15 protein-coding genes and 1 pseudogene are annotated in these 19606 nt (G+C 62.3%); 7 read left to right on the top strand and 9 right to left on the bottom strand.

Going from position 1 to position 19606, the window contains the following annotated elements:
- Positions 1–25 precede the first annotated feature (25 nt).
- Positions 26–1210: an ABC transporter substrate-binding protein gene (locus tag HNO82_RS18030; RefSeq protein ID WP_175344651.1), complete on the bottom strand. Its 1185-nt coding sequence runs from the start codon at positions 1208–1210 to the stop codon at positions 26–28.
- A 301-nt stretch (positions 1211–1511) separates the two neighbouring features.
- On the bottom strand, positions 1512–2312 hold the full coding sequence (locus tag HNO82_RS18025) for an IclR family transcriptional regulator (RefSeq protein WP_008326330.1): 801 nt from the start codon (positions 2310–2312) through the stop codon (positions 1512–1514).
- Positions 2313–2672: 360 nt separating this feature from the next.
- On the opposite strand from HNO82_RS18025, the gene HNO82_RS18020 reads away from it, so the two are divergent.
- The 6 genes from HNO82_RS18020 to HNO82_RS17995 all read left to right on the top strand — a co-directional run bounded on the left by HNO82_RS18020 (position 2673) and on the right by HNO82_RS17995 (position 10552).
- Entirely contained in the window at positions 2673–4814 is a 2142-nt protein-coding gene (locus HNO82_RS18020; protein WP_175344650.1) for a 3-hydroxyacyl-CoA dehydrogenase NAD-binding domain-containing protein, read from the top strand.
- A 77-nt stretch (positions 4815–4891) separates the two neighbouring features.
- Entirely contained in the window at positions 4892–6082 is a 1191-nt protein-coding gene (locus HNO82_RS18015) for an acetyl-CoA C-acyltransferase (RefSeq protein ID WP_175344676.1), read from the top strand.
- A gap of 39 nt (positions 6083–6121) precedes the next feature.
- Positions 6122–7318: an acyl-CoA dehydrogenase family protein gene (locus HNO82_RS18010; protein WP_175344649.1), complete on the top strand. Its 1197-nt coding sequence runs from the start codon at positions 6122–6124 to the stop codon at positions 7316–7318.
- A 10-nt stretch (positions 7319–7328) separates the two neighbouring features.
- Positions 7329–8474, top strand: a complete 1146-nt coding sequence (locus HNO82_RS18005) for an acyl-CoA dehydrogenase family protein (protein WP_175344648.1) — start codon at positions 7329–7331, stop codon at positions 8472–8474.
- Complete coding sequence (locus tag HNO82_RS18000; RefSeq protein WP_175344647.1) at positions 8471–9271, top strand: oxepin-CoA hydrolase, alternative type; 801 nt, start codon at positions 8471–8473, stop codon at positions 9269–9271. The genes HNO82_RS18005 and HNO82_RS18000 overlap by 4 nt, the downstream gene beginning before the upstream one ends.
- 72 nt (positions 9272–9343) lie before the next feature.
- Complete coding sequence (locus HNO82_RS17995; protein ID WP_008326320.1) at positions 9344–10552, top strand: CaiB/BaiF CoA transferase family protein; 1209 nt, start codon at positions 9344–9346, stop codon at positions 10550–10552.
- A 59-nt stretch (positions 10553–10611) separates the two neighbouring features.
- On the opposite strand, the gene HNO82_RS17990 is transcribed toward HNO82_RS17995, so the two are convergent.
- Complete coding sequence (locus tag HNO82_RS17990; protein ID WP_175344646.1) at positions 10612–11805, bottom strand: acyl-CoA dehydrogenase; 1194 nt, start codon at positions 11803–11805, stop codon at positions 10612–10614.
- 183 nt (positions 11806–11988) lie between these two features.
- Positions 11989–12900 carry a LysR family transcriptional regulator gene (locus HNO82_RS17985; RefSeq protein ID WP_175344645.1) on the bottom strand — a complete coding sequence of 304 codons (912 nt, stop codon included), beginning with the start codon at positions 12898–12900 and terminating at the stop codon, positions 11989–11991.
- 448 nt (positions 12901–13348) lie between these two features.
- Between HNO82_RS17985 and HNO82_RS17980 the strand changes: the two genes are divergently transcribed.
- Entirely contained in the window at positions 13349–14896 is a 1548-nt protein-coding gene (locus tag HNO82_RS17980) for a methyl-accepting chemotaxis protein (protein WP_175344644.1), read from the top strand.
- Positions 14897–14970: 74 nt separating this feature from the next.
- Here HNO82_RS17980 and HNO82_RS17975 read toward each other — a convergent pair whose 3' ends face one another.
- The 5 genes and pseudogenes from HNO82_RS17975 to HNO82_RS17955 form a co-directional block, all read right to left on the bottom strand.
- On the bottom strand, positions 14971–15609 hold the full coding sequence (locus HNO82_RS17975; RefSeq protein WP_008326316.1) for a LysE family translocator: 639 nt from the start codon (positions 15607–15609) through the stop codon (positions 14971–14973).
- Positions 15593–15805 (bottom strand): hypothetical protein, encoded by a 213-nt coding sequence (locus HNO82_RS17970; protein WP_175344643.1) that lies wholly within the window; start codon positions 15803–15805, stop codon positions 15593–15595. The genes HNO82_RS17975 and HNO82_RS17970 overlap by 17 nt, the downstream gene beginning before the upstream one ends.
- A gap of 78 nt (positions 15806–15883) precedes the next feature.
- Positions 15884–16099 (bottom strand): annotated as a pseudogene (locus tag HNO82_RS22475) (hemagglutinin repeat-containing protein); the annotation flags it as partial.
- An 86-nt stretch (positions 16100–16185) separates the two neighbouring features.
- Positions 16186–16617 carry a hypothetical protein gene (locus HNO82_RS17960; RefSeq protein WP_175344642.1) on the bottom strand — a complete coding sequence of 144 codons (432 nt, stop codon included), beginning with the start codon at positions 16615–16617 and terminating at the stop codon, positions 16186–16188.
- Positions 16618–16619: 2 nt separating this feature from the next.
- Positions 16620–19571, bottom strand: a complete 2952-nt coding sequence (locus tag HNO82_RS17955) for a hemagglutinin repeat-containing protein (RefSeq protein ID WP_349627575.1) — start codon at positions 19569–19571, stop codon at positions 16620–16622.
- Positions 19572–19606: the final 35 nt, after the last annotated feature.

Genomic DNA, 19606 nt, shown 5'->3' with positions numbered 1-19606 from the left:
CAGGGCAGCACGCGCCGGCCGGGCATTACCAGGGCACTGCCGGATAATTCATCTTGTTGGTGGCGGCCGACTTGGGCCAGACGATGGCGATCTTGTCCCCCTGGTGCTGGCCCATGTGATGCGTAAAGTTCAGGTTGTCGCCATTGGCACCGAACTGCACGCGACCGATCAGGGTCTCGCGGTCGGTCTTGCGCATTTCCTCGGCCACGCCATCCTTCTTCAGCGTTCCCTTGTCGGCGGCGCGGGCGATGGCTTCGAACAGCAGCATCGATTGCACGTAACCGAACTGACCAAGATAGTCCGGGTCCTTCTTGTAGAGACGACGGTAGGTTTCCTCAAAGAGCTTGCCGTCGGCGCTGGTGAACTGTGCCGGATAAGGCAGCAGTGCCGTGCCGTAGACGTTGGGCACCAGATCGGGGAAGTCCTGGGCCATCTTGGGAGTGGCCAGCGACCAGACGCCGACCATGGCCTTGACGGCAGGCTTCAACACGCGTGCGGCGCGCAGGATGCCGACGTAGTCATTCTCGTAGCCGATCATGGCAATGACTTCCGGCTTGTCCTGCAGCTTGATCTTGTTGATGATGGGCTTGAAGTCACTGATGGCCGGATCGAAGGCATGGGAGGTCACCTTGAGCCCCTTGGCGCCCCAGGCTTTCTCCAGATCCTTGGCCAGGGCGGCAGTGGCTTCCTTGGTGGAATAGACGATCGACACCGAGCGGGCATTCATGTCCTCCAGCAGGCCCACCATGGCCTTCTGGTAACCGGCCACATTGTTGATGCGGAAGAAGTTCTTGCGGCCGCTATTGACCAGGTTGTCATCGACCCCGCCCGAGGTCACGTAGACCAGGCCGGCCTTGCCCGCCGCATCGGCGGCCGGCGCGATGTTGTTGGAACCGTAGCCGCCGGTGATGGCCACCACGCCCTCGCCGGCCAGCTTCTCGACGGCGGCGATGGCCTTGGCCGGGGCCGACTCGTTATCGATGGTGACCAGCTTGATCTTGTGCTTGCCATTGGTCTTGTTGAAGACGTCGGCAGCCACGTTGATGCCTTCCTGCATGCCCGAGCCAACCCGCGCGAGGCTACCCGTGAGGGGAATCTCCACGCCGACCTTGAGTTCGTCGGCCACCGCCCTGCCCATGCCGCCGGCCAGTGCCGAGGCAAACCCGGCCAGCAGGACCAGTCGCTTGATGCCGTGATGCTTGTTCGTCATTGTCTCCACCTTTTTCATCTGAGTGATGTTGATGTGATGTCCGCCACGCACAGCGCTCGTTTCAGCAATGGACGTACGCAGGATGAGGCCATCCATGCGGACGCATCCCGGCCTCACCGCACCGGGCAGCCATTGCCGAAACGGGTCGCCATGACCCGGACGGCTCGATCTTGTTGTTTCTTGTTGTGATGGACTTGCGCTACTGCACGCTACTGCACGATTGCCGGAAGCGCTCACGCCTGCGGCGCTGCCGGCTTGCCTGTCTCCGACCTGGTTCTTGCCTGTTCTGTACTGCTGCCCTTCAATGGCGGCCCATGCTGGCTTCTACCGTGCGCACCACGTTCACCAGACGCGGACCGAGATCTTCCATGAGCATCTCGCGCGTGAGCATGAAGGCCGGGCCGCCGCAGTTGAAGGCCATGATCTTTTCCTCGTTGGCATCGATCATGGGCACGCCCACGGCACTGATGGTCTTTTCCCATTCGCCGACGGAAATGCAGAAGCCATGATCCTGATAATCCTTGAAAGCCTGCTCGATGCCGGCCTTGACCTTGGGCCATTGCTCTTCGTTGCGCAGGCGGATGTGGTCCATCAGGAAATCGCGTTCGTTCTGGGGCAGTGCGCACAGCAGCGCGCGGCCCATGGAGGTGGTGGCCAGCGGGATGCGCGAACCGACGTCGCGGCGCAAGGTCACCGCGGACTGGCCGCGCGTGGCCTCGATGTAGACCATGCTCAAGCGATCGCGGATGCCCAGCGCCACATTGCATTGCGAATAGTCAGCCAGCTCCTGCATGGCCGGACGCGCCAGCTTGCGCACATCCATGCCGGAGAGCAGCGAATAACCCAGCGCCAGCACGCCCGAGCCGAGCTGATAGCGGCCCTGGTCTTCGGAATATTCGAGATAACCCAGCCGGGTCAGGGTATGCGTCAGTCGTGAGATGGTCGGCTTGGGCAGGCCGGTACGCTTGGCCAGTTCAGTGTTGGTGAGATAGATCTCGCCGGGACGAAAGCAGCGCAGAATCTCCAGTCCACGCGCCAGGGCATTGACGAACTGCCGGTCGTGGCTCTCATCTTCTCCCTTGAACGACACTATCTCATCCATCCGTCACTTCTCCGCGTGGCAGGGTCGTGCCGAGTGGTCACGTCGCCCTCATTGGCAGTGGAATGTACACACCTGAATTGGCAGTGTCAATTATTTGCGAACGCGTGTTCCGCTGTGCGAAATTATCGCTCTACGTGTGGTCCATCTGCATCGTGGAAAAGCCCTGCCGGCCCCGGCCCCATTCTGAAGAATCGCCCGCAAAGCCGCTCCTCTTCTGCCTCCCTTAGAGAATTGTGCAGATTGCCACCCTTGTTCATGCACGGTTTACACACACGACGCAAATGCGGTATCGTTGCCGGAAAATCCAATTTGCGAACTTGAATTTCGCTATGCGAACCAACTAAATCAGGAGACTGCTGCATGTCCAACCAAGCCACGGTTGCGGGCGAGCTGCCCCCCGTTCATCTGGCGCGCGAAGGCGCCATCCTGGTCGTGACCATCGACAATGCGCCGGTCAATGCACTGGGTGTCGCAGTGCGCCGTGGCTTGCTGGCGGCCATCGAAGAAGGTGAGGCCGATGCAGGCGTGGCCGCCATCCTGGTGACTGGCGCGGGCCGCAACTTCATCGGTGGTGCCGACATCCGCGAGTTCGGCAAACCGCCCCAGGCACCGCTGCTGACCGAGCTGTGCAACCGCATCGAGGCCTGCAGCAAGCCGGTGCTGGCGGCCATCCACGGCGCGGCCCTGGGCGGCGGACTGGAAGTGGCGCTGGCAGCGCACTACCGGCTGGCCCTCGCCAACGCCCGTCTGGGGCTGCCGGAAGTCCAGCTGGGCCTGCTGCCCGGTGCCGGAGGCACCCAGCGCACGCCACGCCTCATCGGCGCGCAGGCCGCGCTGGAGATGATGCTCAGCGGTCGCCACCTGAGCGCCAAGGAAGCCCTGGGGCTGGGACTGGTCGACCATCTGGCCGAGGGTGAGGACGCCGCACAAGCGCGCGCGGCCGGTCTGCGCGAATTGCAGACGCTGCTGGACATGGGCGCCCCGGTGCGCCGCAGTCGCGACGGCAGCGCCCTGGCCGACAGCGCTGCCGCGCAGGCCGCCATCAGCGCCGCCCGCGCCGAGACCGGCAAGAAATCGCGCGGCCTGTTCTCCCCGCACAAGATCATCGATGCCGTCGAAGCCGCCACCACCCTGCCCTTCGACCAGGGCCTGGCGCTGGAACGCCAGTTCTTCCTGCAATGTCTGGACAGCCCGCAGCGCGCCGGTCTGATCCATGCCTTCTTCGCCGAACGCGAAGTGCAGAAAGCCCCCGAGACCCGCAACGCCCAGCCCCGCCCCATCGCCCGGATCGGCGTGGTCGGCGGCGGTACCATGGGCGCGGGCATCGCCGTGGCGGTACTCGATGCCGGTTTGCCGGTGACCATGATCGAACGCGACGATGAAGCCCTCGCACGTGGACGCGGCCATGTGGAAAAAGTTTACGACGCGCAGGTGGCCAAGGGTCGTCTCACGCATGAGGCCCGCGATGCCGTGCTGGCGCGCTTGCACGGCAGCACCCGTTATGAAGACTTGTCCGCCGCCGATGTGGTGATCGAAGCCGTGTTCGAAGATCTGAACGTGAAACAAGCCGTCTTCGCTGAACTGGACCGCGTCTGCAAACCCGGTGCCGTATTGGCGACCAACACTTCCTACCTCGACATCGATGCGATTGCCGCCAGCATCTCCCGTCCTGCGGACGTGATCGGCCTGCATTTCTTCTCGCCGGCCAATGTGATGAAGCTGCTGGAAATCGTGGTGCCGCGCCAGGTCGCCGCCGATGTGGTGGCCACCGCCTTCGAACTGGCCAAGCGCCTGCGCAAGGTGCCGGTGCGCGCTGGTGTCTGCGATGGCTTCATCGGCAACCGCATCCTGGCCGTGTATCGCCAGGCAGCCGATGCCCTGATGGAAGATGGCGCTTCACCCTATGAGATCGATGCCGCCGTGCGCGACTTCGGTTTTGCCATGGGGCCCTATCAGGTAGTGGACCTGGCCGGTGGCGACATCGGCTGGGCCACCCGCAAACGCCGTGCCGCTACCCGCGATCCGCGCGCGCGCTACGTCCACATTGCCGACCGCCTGTGCGAGCGCGGCTGGTTCGGACAGAAGAGTGGACGCGGCTTCTATCGCTATCCCGATGGTCCGCGCAGCGGCGCACCCGATCCGGAAGTGCTGGCGCTCATCGACGAGGAACGTGCACGCGCCGGCATCACCCCGCGCAGCTTCAGCAAGGAAGAGATCCAGCGCCGCTACCTGGCCGCCATGATCAATGAGGGCGCCAATGTCGTGCACCAGCGCATTGCGCTACGCCCGCTGGATGTGGATATCACCTTCCTGTACGGCTACGGTTTCCCGCGCCATCGTGGCGGTCCCATGAAATATGCCGACATGGTCGGCCTGCCCAATGTGCTGGCCGACATCCGTGCCTTTGCCGCCGAAGACCCGCTGTTCTGGACACCCTCGCCGCTGCTGGTGGAGCTGGTCGAACGCGGTGCCAATTTTGATTCGCTGAACCAGGCCGGCTGATCGCCAAACCGGACTCGCCGGAGACCGTGCGCATCGCCGGTCTCCCCATTGCACCATCCTTCCAGGAGAATTCCATGATGCGGGAAGCCGTCATCGTATCCACCGCGCGTACCCCCTTGACCAAGGCCCATCGCGGCGAATTCAACGTCACGCCCGGTCCTACCCTGGCGGCCTTTGCGGTGCGCGCAGCGGTTGAGCGCGCCGGCATCGATCCGGGCCAGATCGAGGATGCCATCCTCGGCTGCGGCTATCCGGAAGGTACCACCGGCCGCAATATCGCGCGCCAGGCCATCGTGCGCGCGGGCCTGCCCATCAGCATCGCCGGCACCACCGTCAATCGTTTCTGTGCCTCGGGCCTGCAAGCCATTGCCATGGCGGCTGGGCGCATCGTGGTCGATGGTGCTGACGCCATGATCGCAGGCGGTGTCGAAAGCATCTCGCAGATCCGCAGCCGTAGTGCCACCGACAGCGGCGACAGCGGCATGGACCCGTGGATCGTCGAACACAAGCCCGATCTCTATCTGCCCATGATCGAGACCGCCGACATCGTGGCCGCGCGCTACGGTATCTCGCGCGAAGACCAGGATCGCTTCTCCGAAGCCAGCCAGCGCAAGACCGCCGAAGCACAGGAAGCCGGACGCTACCGCGACGAGATCATCGCCTGCACCACCACCATGCAGGTCACCGACAAGGCCAGCGGCCAGACCAGCCTGCGCGAAGTCACGGTGGAGGCCGACAACTGCAATCGTCCCGGCACCACCTATGAGGCGCTGGCCAAGCTGGCCCCGGTGATGGGTGCGGACCAGTTCATCACCGCCGGCAATTCCTCGCAGCTCTCCGATGGCGCCTCGGCCTGCGTGATGATGGAAGCGCGCGCCGCCGAACGCGCCGGATTGCCGGTGCTGGGCGCTTTCCGTGGCCTGGTGGTGGCCGGCTGCGAACCCGACGAGATGGGTATCGGCCCGGTCTTTGCGGTGCCGCGCCTGTTGCAGCGTCATGGCCTGCGCATGGATGACATCGGCCTGTGGGAACTCAACGAAGCCTTCGCCTCGCAAGCCCTGTACTGCCAGCGCCGCCTGGGCATTCCGGACGAACTGCTCAACGTCAACGGCGGTGCCATTGCCATCGGCCATCCCTTCGGCATGACCGGAGCGCGCCTGGCCGGCCACGTGCTCATCGAGGGCAAGCGGCGCGGTGTGCGCTACGCCGTGGTGACCATGTGCATCGCCGGCGGCATGGGTGCGGCCGGCCTGTTTGAAATCTATTGAAGCGCAGCATCGCTGCACTGCATCCCCAAGGAGACTGGAATGGATCTGAATTTCACCCCGGCCGAAGAAGCCTTCCGCGACAGCGTGCGCGCCTTCCTCGCCGAGAAGCTGCCCAAGGCCTTGTCGGACAAGGTGGCCAGCGGCAAGCACCTGAGCCGCGACGACATGGAACAATGGCACGCCATCCTCAACGAACGCGGCTGGCTGGCCAATCACTGGCCCCGAGAATATGGCGGCACCGGCTGGACCGTGATCGAGAAATTCATCTTCGAACATGAGTGTTGCCTGGCGCATGCGCCGCGCGTGGTGCCTTTCGGCGTCAACATGCTGGGGCCGGTATTGATCAAGTACGGCAACGAAGCGCAGAAGCGATACTGGCTGCCACGCATCCTCAGTGGCGAGGACTGGTGGTGCCAGGGCTATTCGGAACCCGGTGCAGGTTCCGACCTGGCCGCCGTGAAGACGCATGCGGTTCGCGATGGCGACCATTACATCGTCAATGGCCAGAAGACCTGGACCACGCTGGGCCACTACGCCAACATGATCTTCTGCCTGGTACGTACCAACCGCGAAGCCAAGAAGCAGGAAGGCATCAGCTTCCTCTTGATCGACATGAATGCACCGGGCGTGGAAGTGCGCCCCATCATCACCCTGGACGGCGAGCACGAAGTCAACGAGGTCTTTTTCACCGATGTGCGCGTGCCGGTACAAAACCTGGTCGGCGAGGAAGATCGCGGCTGGAGTTGCGCCAAGTACCTGCTGACCTACGAGCGCACCAACATCGCCGGCATCGGCTTCTCGGTGGCCGCCCTGCAACGCCTGAAGAAAATCGCCACCACGCAACGCAGCCATGGTCGTCCGCTGGCCGACGACCCGCTCTTCGCTGCCCGCATGGCCCGCGTGGAAATCGATCTGGAAAACATGAAGACCACCAACCTGCGCGTCATCTCGGCGGTCGCCGGCGGTGGCGCACCCGGTGCAGAAAGCTCCATGCTCAAGATACGCGGCACCGAGATCCGCCAGGAAATCACCGCCCTCACCCGCCGTGCCATGGGCCCTTACGCGCGCCCGTATCAATGGCAGGCGCAGGACGAAGGCCACGACGGACACACGCTCGGCCCGGAGGCCGCTGCCGGCGCGGCCGCGCATTACTTCAACAATCGCAAGCTGTCGATCTTCGGCGGCTCCAATGAAATCCAGAAGAACATCATCTCCAAGATGATCCTTGGCCTGTGAGGGAATGCCCATGAATTTCGAGCACACCGAAGAACGCCGCATGCTGGCCGACAGCCTGCGTCGTCTCATTACCGAACAGTATGGTTTTGAAGAACGCAAGCACCTGCTGCAATCCGCACCCGGCATGAGCCGCGACATGTGGTCGCAACTGGCCGAGATGGGCGTGATCGGCGCGCTCTTCCGTGAGGAAGACGGCGGCTACGGCGGTGGCGGTTTCGATATTGCCGTGGTCTTTGAAGAAATCGGCCGCGGCCTGCTGCTGGAGCCCTTGCTGGACAGCGCCATCCTGGTCGGCGAGGCCATCGCGGCGGCTGGCACACCCGCACAGAAGGCCTTGCTGGAACCCATCATCGCCGGCCAGACCCTGGCCGCCTTGGCCCATGAAGAAGCCGACAGTCACTATGCACCCACGCATGTGACCACGCGCGCCACGCAAGAAGCCGACGGAAGCTGGCGCCTGCAAGGCCACAAGGCGGTCGTGGTGCAAGCGGAAGCGGCGGATGTGTTGCTGGTCTCAGCCCGTACCAGCGGCGCGAGCGATGACGCTGACGGCATCTCGCTGTTCCTGATCCCGGCCAATACGGCGGGCCTGCAATTGCAAGGCAGCGACACCATCGACGGTGGCCGCGTAGCCGACCTGCTGCTGCAAGATGTGGCCCTGCCCGCCGACGCCCTGCTGGGCAGCGCGGGCCAAGGCGCTGCGCTGCTGGAGCGCATCCTCGGACGCGGCGTGCTGGCGCTGTGCGCCGAAGCACTGGGCGCGATGGAAGTGGCCAAGGAAGCCACGCTGGATTACCTGCGCACCCGCAAGCAGTTCGGCCTGCCCATCGGCAGCTTCCAGGCCCTGCAACATCGCATGGCCGATCTTCTGCTGGAAGTGGAACAGGCGCGCTCGGCGGTCATCAATGCCGCTGCTGCACTGGAGGCCGATCGCCTCACACGTGAACGCGCCCTGTCGGCGGCCAAGTTCAGCATCGGCCGCATCGGTACGCTGGTGGCCGAAGAATCCATCCAGCTGCACGGCGGCATCGGCATGACCTGGGAACTGCCGCTGTCGCATTACGCCAAGCGCCTGGTGATGATCGACCACCAGCTCGGTGACGAGGACTACCACCTGCAACGCTATATCGCGCTGAGCCGCGACATGCCGGCATGAGCGAAGTCCTGCAGGAGCAGCGCGGTGCGGTGCGCGTGCTCATCAATCACGATCCGGCCACGCGCAATGCCCTCAACGCTGACCTGTATGCCGCTCTGATGGCCGCGCTCGACCAGGCCCAGGCTGATCCGCAAGTGGGGGCCATCGTGCTGGCCGGGGGCGGCAATTTCTTCTGCTCCGGCGGCGACCTGCGCCTGCTGGCCCAGCGCCGCAGCATGGCACCCCAGCAGCGCCGTGCAAAGCTGGAAGGTTTGCACGACCTGATCCGCCACATCGGCCGCTGCAGCAAGCCGGTGATCGCCGCCGTCGAAGGTGGCGCAGCAGGTGCCGGGCTGTCGCTGGCCTTGGCCTGCGATCTGCTGGTGACGACGCGCCAAGCGCAGTTCTCGGTGGCCTATGTCAAGGTCGGGCTCACGCCTGATGGCGGCGTGACGGCCTTCCTCGCGCAATTCCTGTCGCGCCAGATGCTGACGCAGCTGTGCCTGTCGGGCGAGCGTTTCAATGGCGAACGCCTGCATGCCATGGGTGCGGTCAATCAGCTGGCCGAGGCAGGACAGGCACTGGAAGCGGCCGTGCAACTGGCCGCCACCCTGGCCGACGGTCCGGCACAGGCCATGGCCCGCATCAAGCACCTGTGCCAGCATGCCTACGGCGCCACGCTGGAAGAACAACTGGAACTGGAAGCGCAGCACATGGTGCTCTCGCAGGGCGAAGACGAAGCGGCCGAGGGCATTCACGCCTTCCTCGAAAAACGGCCTGCCGATTTCCGGCGGCTGCGTCAGGCACCGAAACAATAGCTGTACCGGGATGCGCACGGACGTCATACAGAACAACAAGCGCAGCACGCATCCCGTCCATGAGGAGACGACATGACTGAACAAACTGCATCCCTGCCGCTGGCCGGCGTGCGCGTACTGGACCTCTCGCGCGTGCTGGCCGGCCCCTGGTGTGCGATGGTACTGGGCGACCTGGGCGCCGAAGTGATCAAGGTCGAGCACCCCGAACGCGGCGACGACACGCGCGACTGGGGTACCCGCATCGGCTCGACCGAGACCGCGTATTTCAACAGCGTCAACCGCAACAAGCGCTCCATCAGCGTGGACCTGCAGACCGAAGAAGGCCAGGACATCGTGCGCCAGCTGGCCCGCAAGAGCGATGTGGTGATCCAGAATTTCAAGTTCGGCGGCGTGCAGAAATTTGGCCTCGATTACGAGACCCTGCGCCGCGACAATCCCGGTCTGGTGTATTGCTCCATCACCGGCTACGACAGCAGCGGGCCGGAGGCCACACGGCCCGGCTATGACCTGGTGATCCAGGGCGAATCCGGCCTGATGTCACTCAATGGCGAGGCCAGCCAGCCGCCGCTGAAACTGGGCGTGGCGGCGGTGGACCTGTTCACCGGCATGTATTCCGCCCAGGGCGTGCTGGCCGCGCTGTACCAGCGCCAGCAGACCGGACAGGGCCGACATGTGGAGATGGCGCTGTTCGACTGCGGCGTCATGATCACTTCGTATTACGGACTGGAAGCACTGATCCTGGGCGACGATCCGCCGCGCTATGGCAATGCGCATCCTTCCATCATTCCCTATGGCGTCTTCGATGCGGCCGATGGCCGCCTGGTCATCACGGTAGGCACCAACAGCCAGTACCAGCGCTTCTGCCACAGCGTCATCGACCGTCCCGACCTGGCCGAGGATGCGCGCTTCAAGACCAACGTCAGCCGTGGCCAGCATCGCGACGTGCTGGTCCCGGAAATCAACCGCGAACTCAAGGCCCGCAAGCGCGCCGACCTGCTGGCCAAGCTGCACCAGGCCGGCATTCCCTGCGGTGAAGTGCTGGGCCTGCATGAGGCCCTGACCAGCCCGCGCGCTAGCTCTGCCGGCCTGGTCAGCACGCATCCGCATGCGCAAGCGGGCAGCGTACAGGTGCTGACGCCGCCCTATCGTTTCGATGGGGAACGTCTGCCGGTACGCAGGGCACCGCCCTCGTTGGGTGAAGGCACGGGAGAAGTCTTGCAGTCGCTGCTGGGGATGGAAGAAGCGCAGATCGCCGCGCTGCGCGAGCGAGGGGTGTTGTAGCGAGAGGGGGGTAGACCGCCTGCAGGCCACCATGGAGGCGGCCCGCAGGCGATGCGGCATCAGTTGGAGAAAGCCGCCAGCCCGGTGATGGCGCGGCCGAGGATGAGCGCATGCACATCATGCGTACCCTCGTAGGTGTTGACCACTTCCAGATTGACCAGATGACGCGCCACGCCGAACTCGTCGGAGATGCCGTTGCCGCCCATCATGTCGCGCGCCATGCGGGCGATGTCCAGGGCCTTGCCGCAGCTGTTGCGTTTCATGATCGAGGTCTGCTCGATGCCTGAATAACCTTCATCCTTCAAACGCCCCAGGCGCAGGCAGCCTTGCAGGCCCAGCGAGATTTCGGTGAGCATGTCCGCCAGTTTCTTCTGCACCAGCTGGTTGGCCGCCAGCGCACGGCCGAACTGCTGGCGCTCCATGGTGTAACGGCGCGCACGCTCGTAGCAGTCTTCGGCCGCCCCCAGTGCGCCCCAGGCGATGCCGTAACGCGCGCTGTTCAGACAGGTGAAGGGGCCCTTCAATCCGCGCACGTCGGGGAAGGCGTTTTCTTCCGGGCAGAAGACGTTGTCCATCACGATTTCCCCGGTGATGGAAGAACGCAGGCCGACCTTGCCGTGGATGGCCGGGGCCGACAAGCCCTTGGCGCCCTTGTCGAGGATGAAGCCGCGAATCTCGCCTTCGTCATCCTTGGCCCACACCACGAAGACGTCGGCCACCGGGCTGTTGGTGATCCACATCTTGCTGCCGGACAGGCTGTAGCCGCCGTCCACCTTGCGCGCGCGGGTGATCATGCTGCCGGGGTCGGAACCGTGGTTGGGTTCGGTCAGGCCGAAGCAGCCTATCCATTCGCCGCTGGCCAGCTTGGGCAGGTATTTCTGTTTCTGCGCCTCCGTCCCAAAGGCATTGATGGGGGTCATCACCAGCGAGGACTGCACGCTCATCATGGAGCGATAGCCGGAATCGACGCGCTCGACTTCGCGCGCGATCAAGCCATAGCAAACGTAATTCAGACCGGCACCACCGTATTGCTCATCGATGGTCGCGCCCAGCAGGCCCAGTTCGCCCATCTCGCGGAAGATGCTCACATCCATCTTCTCGTGGCGGAAGGCTTCCAGCACGCGCGGGGCCAGGCGATCCTGGCAATAGGCCTGGGCGGCGTCGCGCACCTGGCGTTCATCGTCGCTCAGTTGCTGCTCCAGCATCAGGGGATCGGCGTAATCGAAGGAATGTCGTTGCGATGTTTTGCTCATGGAAGCCTCATTTGTGCATCAGGAATCGTTGCGGGATCACTGTCGCGCAGACAGTGATCCCGCAGCGGCGGTGGACAAAAATATACGGACTGCCCTGCCCCGGCGCAAACGAATTGTTTGCATCACCGTGTGCGTTTTTCGCACTCCGGTTCCGCCTGTCGAGACGGCCTTCTCCGACCCGGCTCAACCCAATCCGCTGGGCAGGCGATAGGCCTTGGCCTGCTCTTCCAGCCAGTCCTGGAACAGGCGCAGGAGCGGCCGCTCGGAGGTGCGCTCGGGATAGATCAGGTAGTAGGAGTGGGTGCTCAGGTAATCGTGATCAACGGCCACCACCAGCAGGCCGCGCCGCAATTCATCCTCGATCAGGAAGCGCGGGATCAGCGCCACGCCCATCCCCACGATGGCCGCCTGGGTCAGCATGGAGAACAGTTCCAGCTGGGTGCCCACCAGATCGTTCTGCACCTGCATGCCGAAGGAGGCGAACCACTGCCGCCACACGTAGGGACGAGTGCTCTGCTGCAGCAGCGGATAAGCGAGCAGCCCGGTGGGCGTGAGCTTGCGGTCGGGACCGATGAGTTCCGGGCTGGCCACCGCCACCATGCTCTCGCGCATCAGGAACACACCCTCGGTACCGGGCCAGCTGGCTTGCCCGGCGTAGAGCGTGGCATCGAGATTGGTCTCTTCGAAGAGGAAGGGCCGGGTGCGCGGCCGCAGGTTGACGGTCACGCCCGGATGCGCCTCCAGGAAGGAACGCAGGCGCGGCAACAGCCAGCGGGTGGCGAAGGTCGGCATCACGCCCAGCTCCAGGGTATCGCCATGACCGTCGCGCGACATCAGGTGCAGGGCATCGCGCTCGATCTCGTCCAGGCGCTGACCGACCTGATGACTGTAGCTCACCCCGGCCTCGGTCAGGCGCACGCCGCGCTTGGTACGGCGAAACAGCTTCAGGCCCAGGAATTCCTCCAGCGCAGCCACCTGACGGCAGACTGCACTTTGCGTCACGGCCATTTCCTGCGCCGCCTTGGTAAAACTCTGATGGCGTGCAGCAGACTCGAAGACCGCCATGGCCTGGGTAGAAGGGATCTTTCGGCGCATCGGGCAAAAATGGCTCTGAAGTGAATTTTATGCACATCTTATTACAGCGGCGGCGCATTCCAAAATGATCATATGAATAATCTTGTCTGACATCCAGATCACTATCGATATCAATTAGCGCATTGCCTGCATGATTAATTTCATTGGATGGAATTCTTGCCGCTCATTAAGATCAAGCCCGATCCAGCCATGCGACCATCGAACAGCAAGCGCCGGCGGCCGAGGGAGGCCGTTGGCGACAAGAGAGACAGGATGGGCAGGAAGCCGACGCTTCGTGACGGCATGACAGCATGACATCACCAGCACTTCATTGCTCCTCGCGACCACGCCCCCGGCCGCATGCCCCTCTTGACGCCCGCACGCCAAACGGGTGACCTCGCCATCGACGCGTCGACCGCATCGTCGGGATCCGAAACTGAAAACGATATAAAACAAATGCGAGGAAGACATGATCTGGTTCTACAACCTCAACATCGCCAAGAAACTGGCCCTGTCCTTTGCAGTGGTGATTGCGCTGACGCTGTTGCAGGGGCTGTTTGCCATGAAGGAGCTCAAGCAGGTCAACAGCGCTTCCGGCGAGATCGTCAACAAGTGGATGCCGACCATGGATGCCGCCCGCGAGCTGCAGGGTTCGCTGCCGCCGCTACGACTCACTGAACTGGAACTGGTGACCGCCGTCACGCCGCAGGAACGCAGTGCGGCCAATGCGGCCATCAAGAAGCGCCTGGATGCGCTGGCCAAGCAGCGCGTGGTGTTTGAGCAGCGCATGTCCGAGCCGGAGGAAAAGCAACAGTACGCCCAGTTCGGCAAGAATCTGGCAGCCTATCTGAAAGTAGATGAGCAACTGGCCGAGATGGCTGCCAACCAGCAGTATGACGAGACGCGTGCCCTGTTCCATGGGGAATCGGCCAGGCTCTATGCCGCGATGGTCGGCAACCTCAATGCCATCGTGAAGCTCAATGCCAGCGGCAGCGCCGATGCCGATGAAGAAGCCTCGGGCGTATTCCGGGGTGCGCAGCGCTGGATCGTAGGACTGCTGGCGGCCACCGTTGCCGTCGGTTCGCTGCTGGCGTTCGTGGTGGCGGCCAATGTCTCGCGTCCGCTGAAGGAAGCGGTAGAGATTGCCCAGCGCGTGGCACGTGGCGACCTGACCCTGCGCATTCGCCCGGCCGGTCGCGACGAAACCGGACGCCTCATGGAAGCCCTGCGCCTGATGAACGACAGCCTGCGCGACATCGTCAATGAGGTGCGCCAGGGGACTGACACCATCGCCACCGCCTCCAACGAAATCGCGCGCGGCAATCTGGATCTCTCGAACCGTACCGAACAACAGGCCGGTTCGCTGGAAGAGACCGCCTCGGCCATGGAACAACTGACCTCCACCGTGACCCAGAACGCCGACAACGCCCGTCAGGCCAACCAGCTGGCGGCCACCGCATCGGACATCGCCAGCCAGGGTGGTGAAGTGGTGGGTCAGGTGGTGCAAACCATGGAAGGCATCACCGAGAGTTCGCGCCGCATCGCCGACATCATCAGCGTGATCGATGGTATCGCTTTCCAGACCAACATCCTGGCGCTCAATGCGGCGGTGGAGGCGGCCCGCGCCGGCGAACAGGGACGCGGCTTTGCGGTGGTGGCCTCGGAAGTGCGCTCACTGGCGCAGCGTTCGGCCGGTGCGGCCAAGGAAATCAAGGAATTGATTGACGACTCGGTGCAGAAGGTCAGCGCCGGCAGCGCTCTGGTGGAACGCGCCGGCAGCACCATGACCGAAGTGGTGGCCAGCGTGCGCCGCGTCACTGACGTGGTGGCCGAGATCAGCGCGGCCACGCAGGAGCAAAGTGGCGGCATCAATGAAGTCAACCTCGCCATCACGCAGATGGATGAGACCACGCAGCAGAATGCCGCACTGGTGGAGCAGGCGGCGGCAGCAGCGGACTCACTCAAGGGACAGGCAGGCAATCTCGCAGCTGTAGTGGGCAAGTTCAAGCTGGATTGAAGCGATATGGCCGACGCCAGATTGCCTGGTGTCGGCCGCGTGCGCTGGCCTCGCGTGCAGCCAAGCTCCGGCGGTCACGGCCCCGTACGCGAGAGCAGCAGCCTGAACCCGAGGCTTATCATGACGCCGCCCGCGATGCGGTCGAACCAGTGCTTGCCCTGCACATACCAGCGGCGTGGACGCGATGAAGAGAGTGCAACGGCCACCAGGCCATACCATCCCGCTTCGATCACGAAGACCAGCAGCAGCGTCAGCGCCTTGAAGGACAGGGAAGTCTGGGCCGGCAAAAAGGCGGCGAACACGCTGGTATAGGCGATGGCGGTTTTCGGATTGCTGATCTGGGTGACCAGGCCCAGCCACAGGGACCGGCGGGACAAGGAGGGTGATTGGTCGCGCGGTGCGACGTCGTCAGCCATCAGGGGCGTACGCGCCCCGCGCCAGATGCGCCATCCCATGTAGGCCAGATAAACACCACCCCCGAACTTCAACACCAGATAGAGCGAAGGCACTGCCAGCAGCACTGCCTGCAGCCCCAGCAAGGCCGCTGCGGCAAAGAGCACGCCGCCGATCCCCATACCCAGTGCCGCCAGCAGGCCATTGGGTCGTCCGCCGCCCACCGAGGTGCGCGCCACCATCACGAAGCTGGGGCCGGGGCTCATGGTGGCCAGGCTCAGCGTGGCGGCCAGTCCGATCATTTCAGCAAGATGTTGCATGGATAACCTCCTTTTGGCGGTGAGGACGGTCCTCATTGGGTTGTTTCTCCAGGAAGAACGGCACCTCGCTCGCGCCGATGCCCAGGTCATTGAGCTCGCGCGGCCCCATCTCCCGCAACTCCCGCGCGGCGCCCCCGTGTGAAGCGTGATGGTCCCCGAGGACGCGGGCAAGGACCTGGCTGACGATGTGCCGCATGGACTTCTCCCTGGATGAATGGGCAGATCATCCGCCAATCGAAGTCATTGGTAAAATTGAGTTTAATGACAGCCACTATCAGCAATACTGATGACATAACTCAGCTTCAACGCTGAACTTTTGATCGATCTGCAGTCGCACTTCATCTCCACCGGCCACCATGCCGGACGCATTGGCGTTGACCAGGAAGCCATCCGTACCGATGGAGAAGCCCACCGATCCAGATTTGCTCTGGTTGCTGCTGGTCTGTGCTGAGGTGTTCTGATCGGCCAGCAGGCGGATTTCGTTCGCCGCTTGGAGCGTGGCGTTAAGCTACTGCTGCTGCGGATGCTGAAGGCCCGCTTGACGCTGTCGGCCTTGATTGAAGCCCCCTCCCGGTCTCATAAGCCAAATCTGGCAATGGTCGCGAGCGCCTCCTCCGCACTTTCTGGCTTTTGTTGCGCTATGTTGCTCAATGCGACCCGAATATAGTGACGAACCTCTTCGACCGTGTAATAAGCCGTCTCCGGGAGAATTTCACTGAACTCAGAATTTGCCCATGCTTCGTAACATCCAGCTTCAGGTTGAGCAGATCGCCTTACGCATGCGTCCCATTCGATCGGAAAGTCCGCCAATTTTCTATCCAAGATCAGGTCCAAGGACCAGCCGGGATCGCCACCGCCCGGTGACATCAAGTCATTTAAGAGAATACCTTTGAGAAATCTATCTAAAGGGTTTGTATGCACGGCCCACAGCAAACACCAGAACAGGAGATTTAGGTGCGCTAATTTCTCACTAGAAAATTGCTCTCCCTTAAATAAATCAACATTCATTACTAATTCCTCCTACCTGGAAATACGCTTGGAATCCGTCCATTATTAATTGGCACCTTGAAATTAATACCATTCACCTGAACATCTAGCACCATACTGCCATTCGGATGCTTGTAGCCTTCTCCTGATTGATACTGAATCATTCCCTTCGCGGCCGCCTCTTGGGCCGAATTTCCCATGCTGATATCGTCATGAACTTTCGGGTCATAGACAGTCTTGGTTTTAGGAGTCTTTCCCGATCCTTTGGGCAAGCGATATTCAATCTCATAGATTCCCGGTGCAACCTCAGTCCGACTCACCAACGTTCCCTTGGCGCTAACCAACGTCTGCATAAAGTTCTCTTCATTATGTCCCCCGCTGATTTCTTTGCCGGCTATCTTTCCATTTCTCAAGTGATCGATCAGATCTTCCCGAACGGGAATCCGACCTGCAAAATCAGCCTCATGCAGCAACTTGTCGTCCAAACCTCGACCAGGCGGCGACGCCCTTTCAGGAGTGCGCTTGCTTGAAACTTTAGCCGGTACATCAGAGAGCTTCTCTTCCGCTTTTGCAAGCCCCTTGGGCACGTACTTCCCAAGCAGATAAGTTAGACCAAGCTTCCCTGCATCGATACCAATGTCCGCCAGCGGATCACGCTCTCCTGGATACGTCGCTATATCGAAAGAATCTACAACACGCTTTCCCTCCTTCGATTTGTATGTCCCAAAGACCGCCTCATTACCAGTTTGCACCTGGTCATTGGACACTTTGGCAAGGTAAACCCCCAATGGCACCAGCGCACAGCTGGCGGCTGCGCTCGGGACACATGCTGCTGCCCCTGCTACCGTCAACGCTCCACCTCCAACCATCCCGACCGACCCAACGAGCAAATCGGCAGCACCTCCCGTGCGCTGCCTGGTCTCACCGTATCTGGTCAATGCGTCCCGTGCAGCATCAAGGTAAGGCTGATAGATGAATTCCCCGGTGTTGAGCAACGTCGTCATTTCATCTTTGTACGTCGCTCCTTTTTCCTGCATTCCCTTCAACAAGCCGTAGTAAGGATCACTTGCCGGTACACCCTCAGCACACCGGGTCAATGCACATGCCGCAGCGTCAAGACGCTGTTGCTGCTCAAGAGATTTTCCCTTTTTCAGTCCGGTCAGCTTCTCCGTTTCCGTCTTGTGCAACTCTCGGTTGTTGGCTTCCACGTTGAGGCCAGCCGCCATGCCGGGGACGCCGCCAGCGATTCCGCCAAGTGCGGCAGCGGCTGCTTGAGCCAGCGCCTGCCGAACCGGCACAGGCAGATCTGAGCCATTGACCAGTTTTACAAACTGGGGCATCGTCATCGATGAGGTTGCTGCACCGGCTGCACCACCAATGCCTCCGCTCAACAACCCCGCTGCGGCATGCAATACCGTTCTATAGAACCCTCCCTCGTTCCATTTATCCCGCTCGGCAATCAGCGCAACTTTCTCACTTTCGCTGGCTAGCCCAATCCTGCGATCCAGTTCGTCGACCTTCGACGTGGCGTAGTTGCCGATCTCCCGAGCGGCATTCGTTCCGAACGTCTCCATGATCTTTGCCTGCGCCTGCACATCCTCCTGCAGCGCCTGCGCATCCCACTGCTTGTTCAGCTTGCCGCTGGTGTCGCGTTCACTGCTCACCTCAGTATTGATTGCTGCAATCGTCTGCGCAGCGGTCTTGCCTGTCTTCGCCTGCTGTGCGAGGTCATCCTTGATCCTCACATCCGCTGCACTGATGCCACTACGCGTGACGCTACTCTCATTGCCACTGCTACTGCCGATGCCTATTCCCGTGCCGGCCAATGATCCCTTCGCGCCATCCAGCCCCGCCCCAACGCTGATACTCTCCGCCTTGTAGCTGCTGCGATTCCGGATGTCAGATTGCGTCAGCGTCTCCGTGCTCAGGCTGTTCTTGCCCTCAATGGCGGCCTTGTCCGTACTGGCAATCTTGCCGCCTTTCAGGTCGGTGTTACCTGCCACCCTGACCTGGAACCCCTCATCTCCAGCCCGGACACCGGACTGCTCATTGACGCTCGCGAACTCACCCTCGACCCTGCTGTGGCTGAGGTTGACACTCCCGTTCATCTTGCCCGCCCCTACCGAGACACTGGCGCCAAAACCCTGCTGCTTGCTCTTGGTGTTGCTGCTGTCTTGCAGACTCTCGATATTCAAATTGCCATGTCCGCTGGTTCCTGCGTCGATCTCCACCCGTCTACCCGCCACGACTGCACCGCGCAGCGTAGTGTCCGTGCCGGATCTGAGCTCGACCTTGTTGCCCGCATCGACATGCGTGTTGACTTGTTCCACGTCACTGCCATCGCCGCGGCCCCGGCTGCCGGACGCATTGGCATTGACCATGAATCCATCCGTACCGATGGAGAAGCCTACCGATCCAGATTTGCTCTGGTTGCTGCTGTTCTGTGCTGAGGTGTTCTGATCGGCCAGCAGGCGGATTTCGTTCTCGGCCTGTAGCGAAGCATTGACGCCGGCCTTGATGTCACTGCCTTGGATGAGGATGCTGCTGTCCTTGCCGCCACCTTGTGCTTTGATACCGACGTTGCCTCCTGCGGCAACAGCGGAGCCACGTACCGTCTTGCTGCTCTGTTCGCTACGGCTGTTGCTGCTGCTGCCGCCTATGCTGAAGGCGAGGTTGATACCGCCCACCTTGTCAGCCGCATTGGCATCGCGGCTCGGCACCTTGCCTTGCGCATCGGCAGGACCGGTAGCGATCTGGTTGGGCTTGTCGTTGATCGTGCTGCCTTGTCCGGCACTGATGGCGTCATACGCCTGCTTGCCCGCAAAGCCCATGTTGGCAGCAGCCAGCGCCTGCATGCGACCATTCCTTGTCTTGCCTGCCGCCTCCGCCATCTGCTGCACCGTCTGCACCGCCGACAACACCGGACTGGTCACCGCCACCGTCACCCCTTGCTGTCGGAACTTGTCCTCGGTCACGGTGCGGCTGCTCTGCTGTGCAGCGAGAATGCTGA

This window comes from Herbaspirillum sp. C9C3 (genome assembly GCF_013359625.1).
Lineage (GTDB): Bacteria > Pseudomonadota > Gammaproteobacteria > Burkholderiales > Burkholderiaceae_D > Herbaspirillum.
Note: the sequence above shows the minus strand (reverse complement) of the source record. Positions and strands in the feature narration are given on the sequence as shown.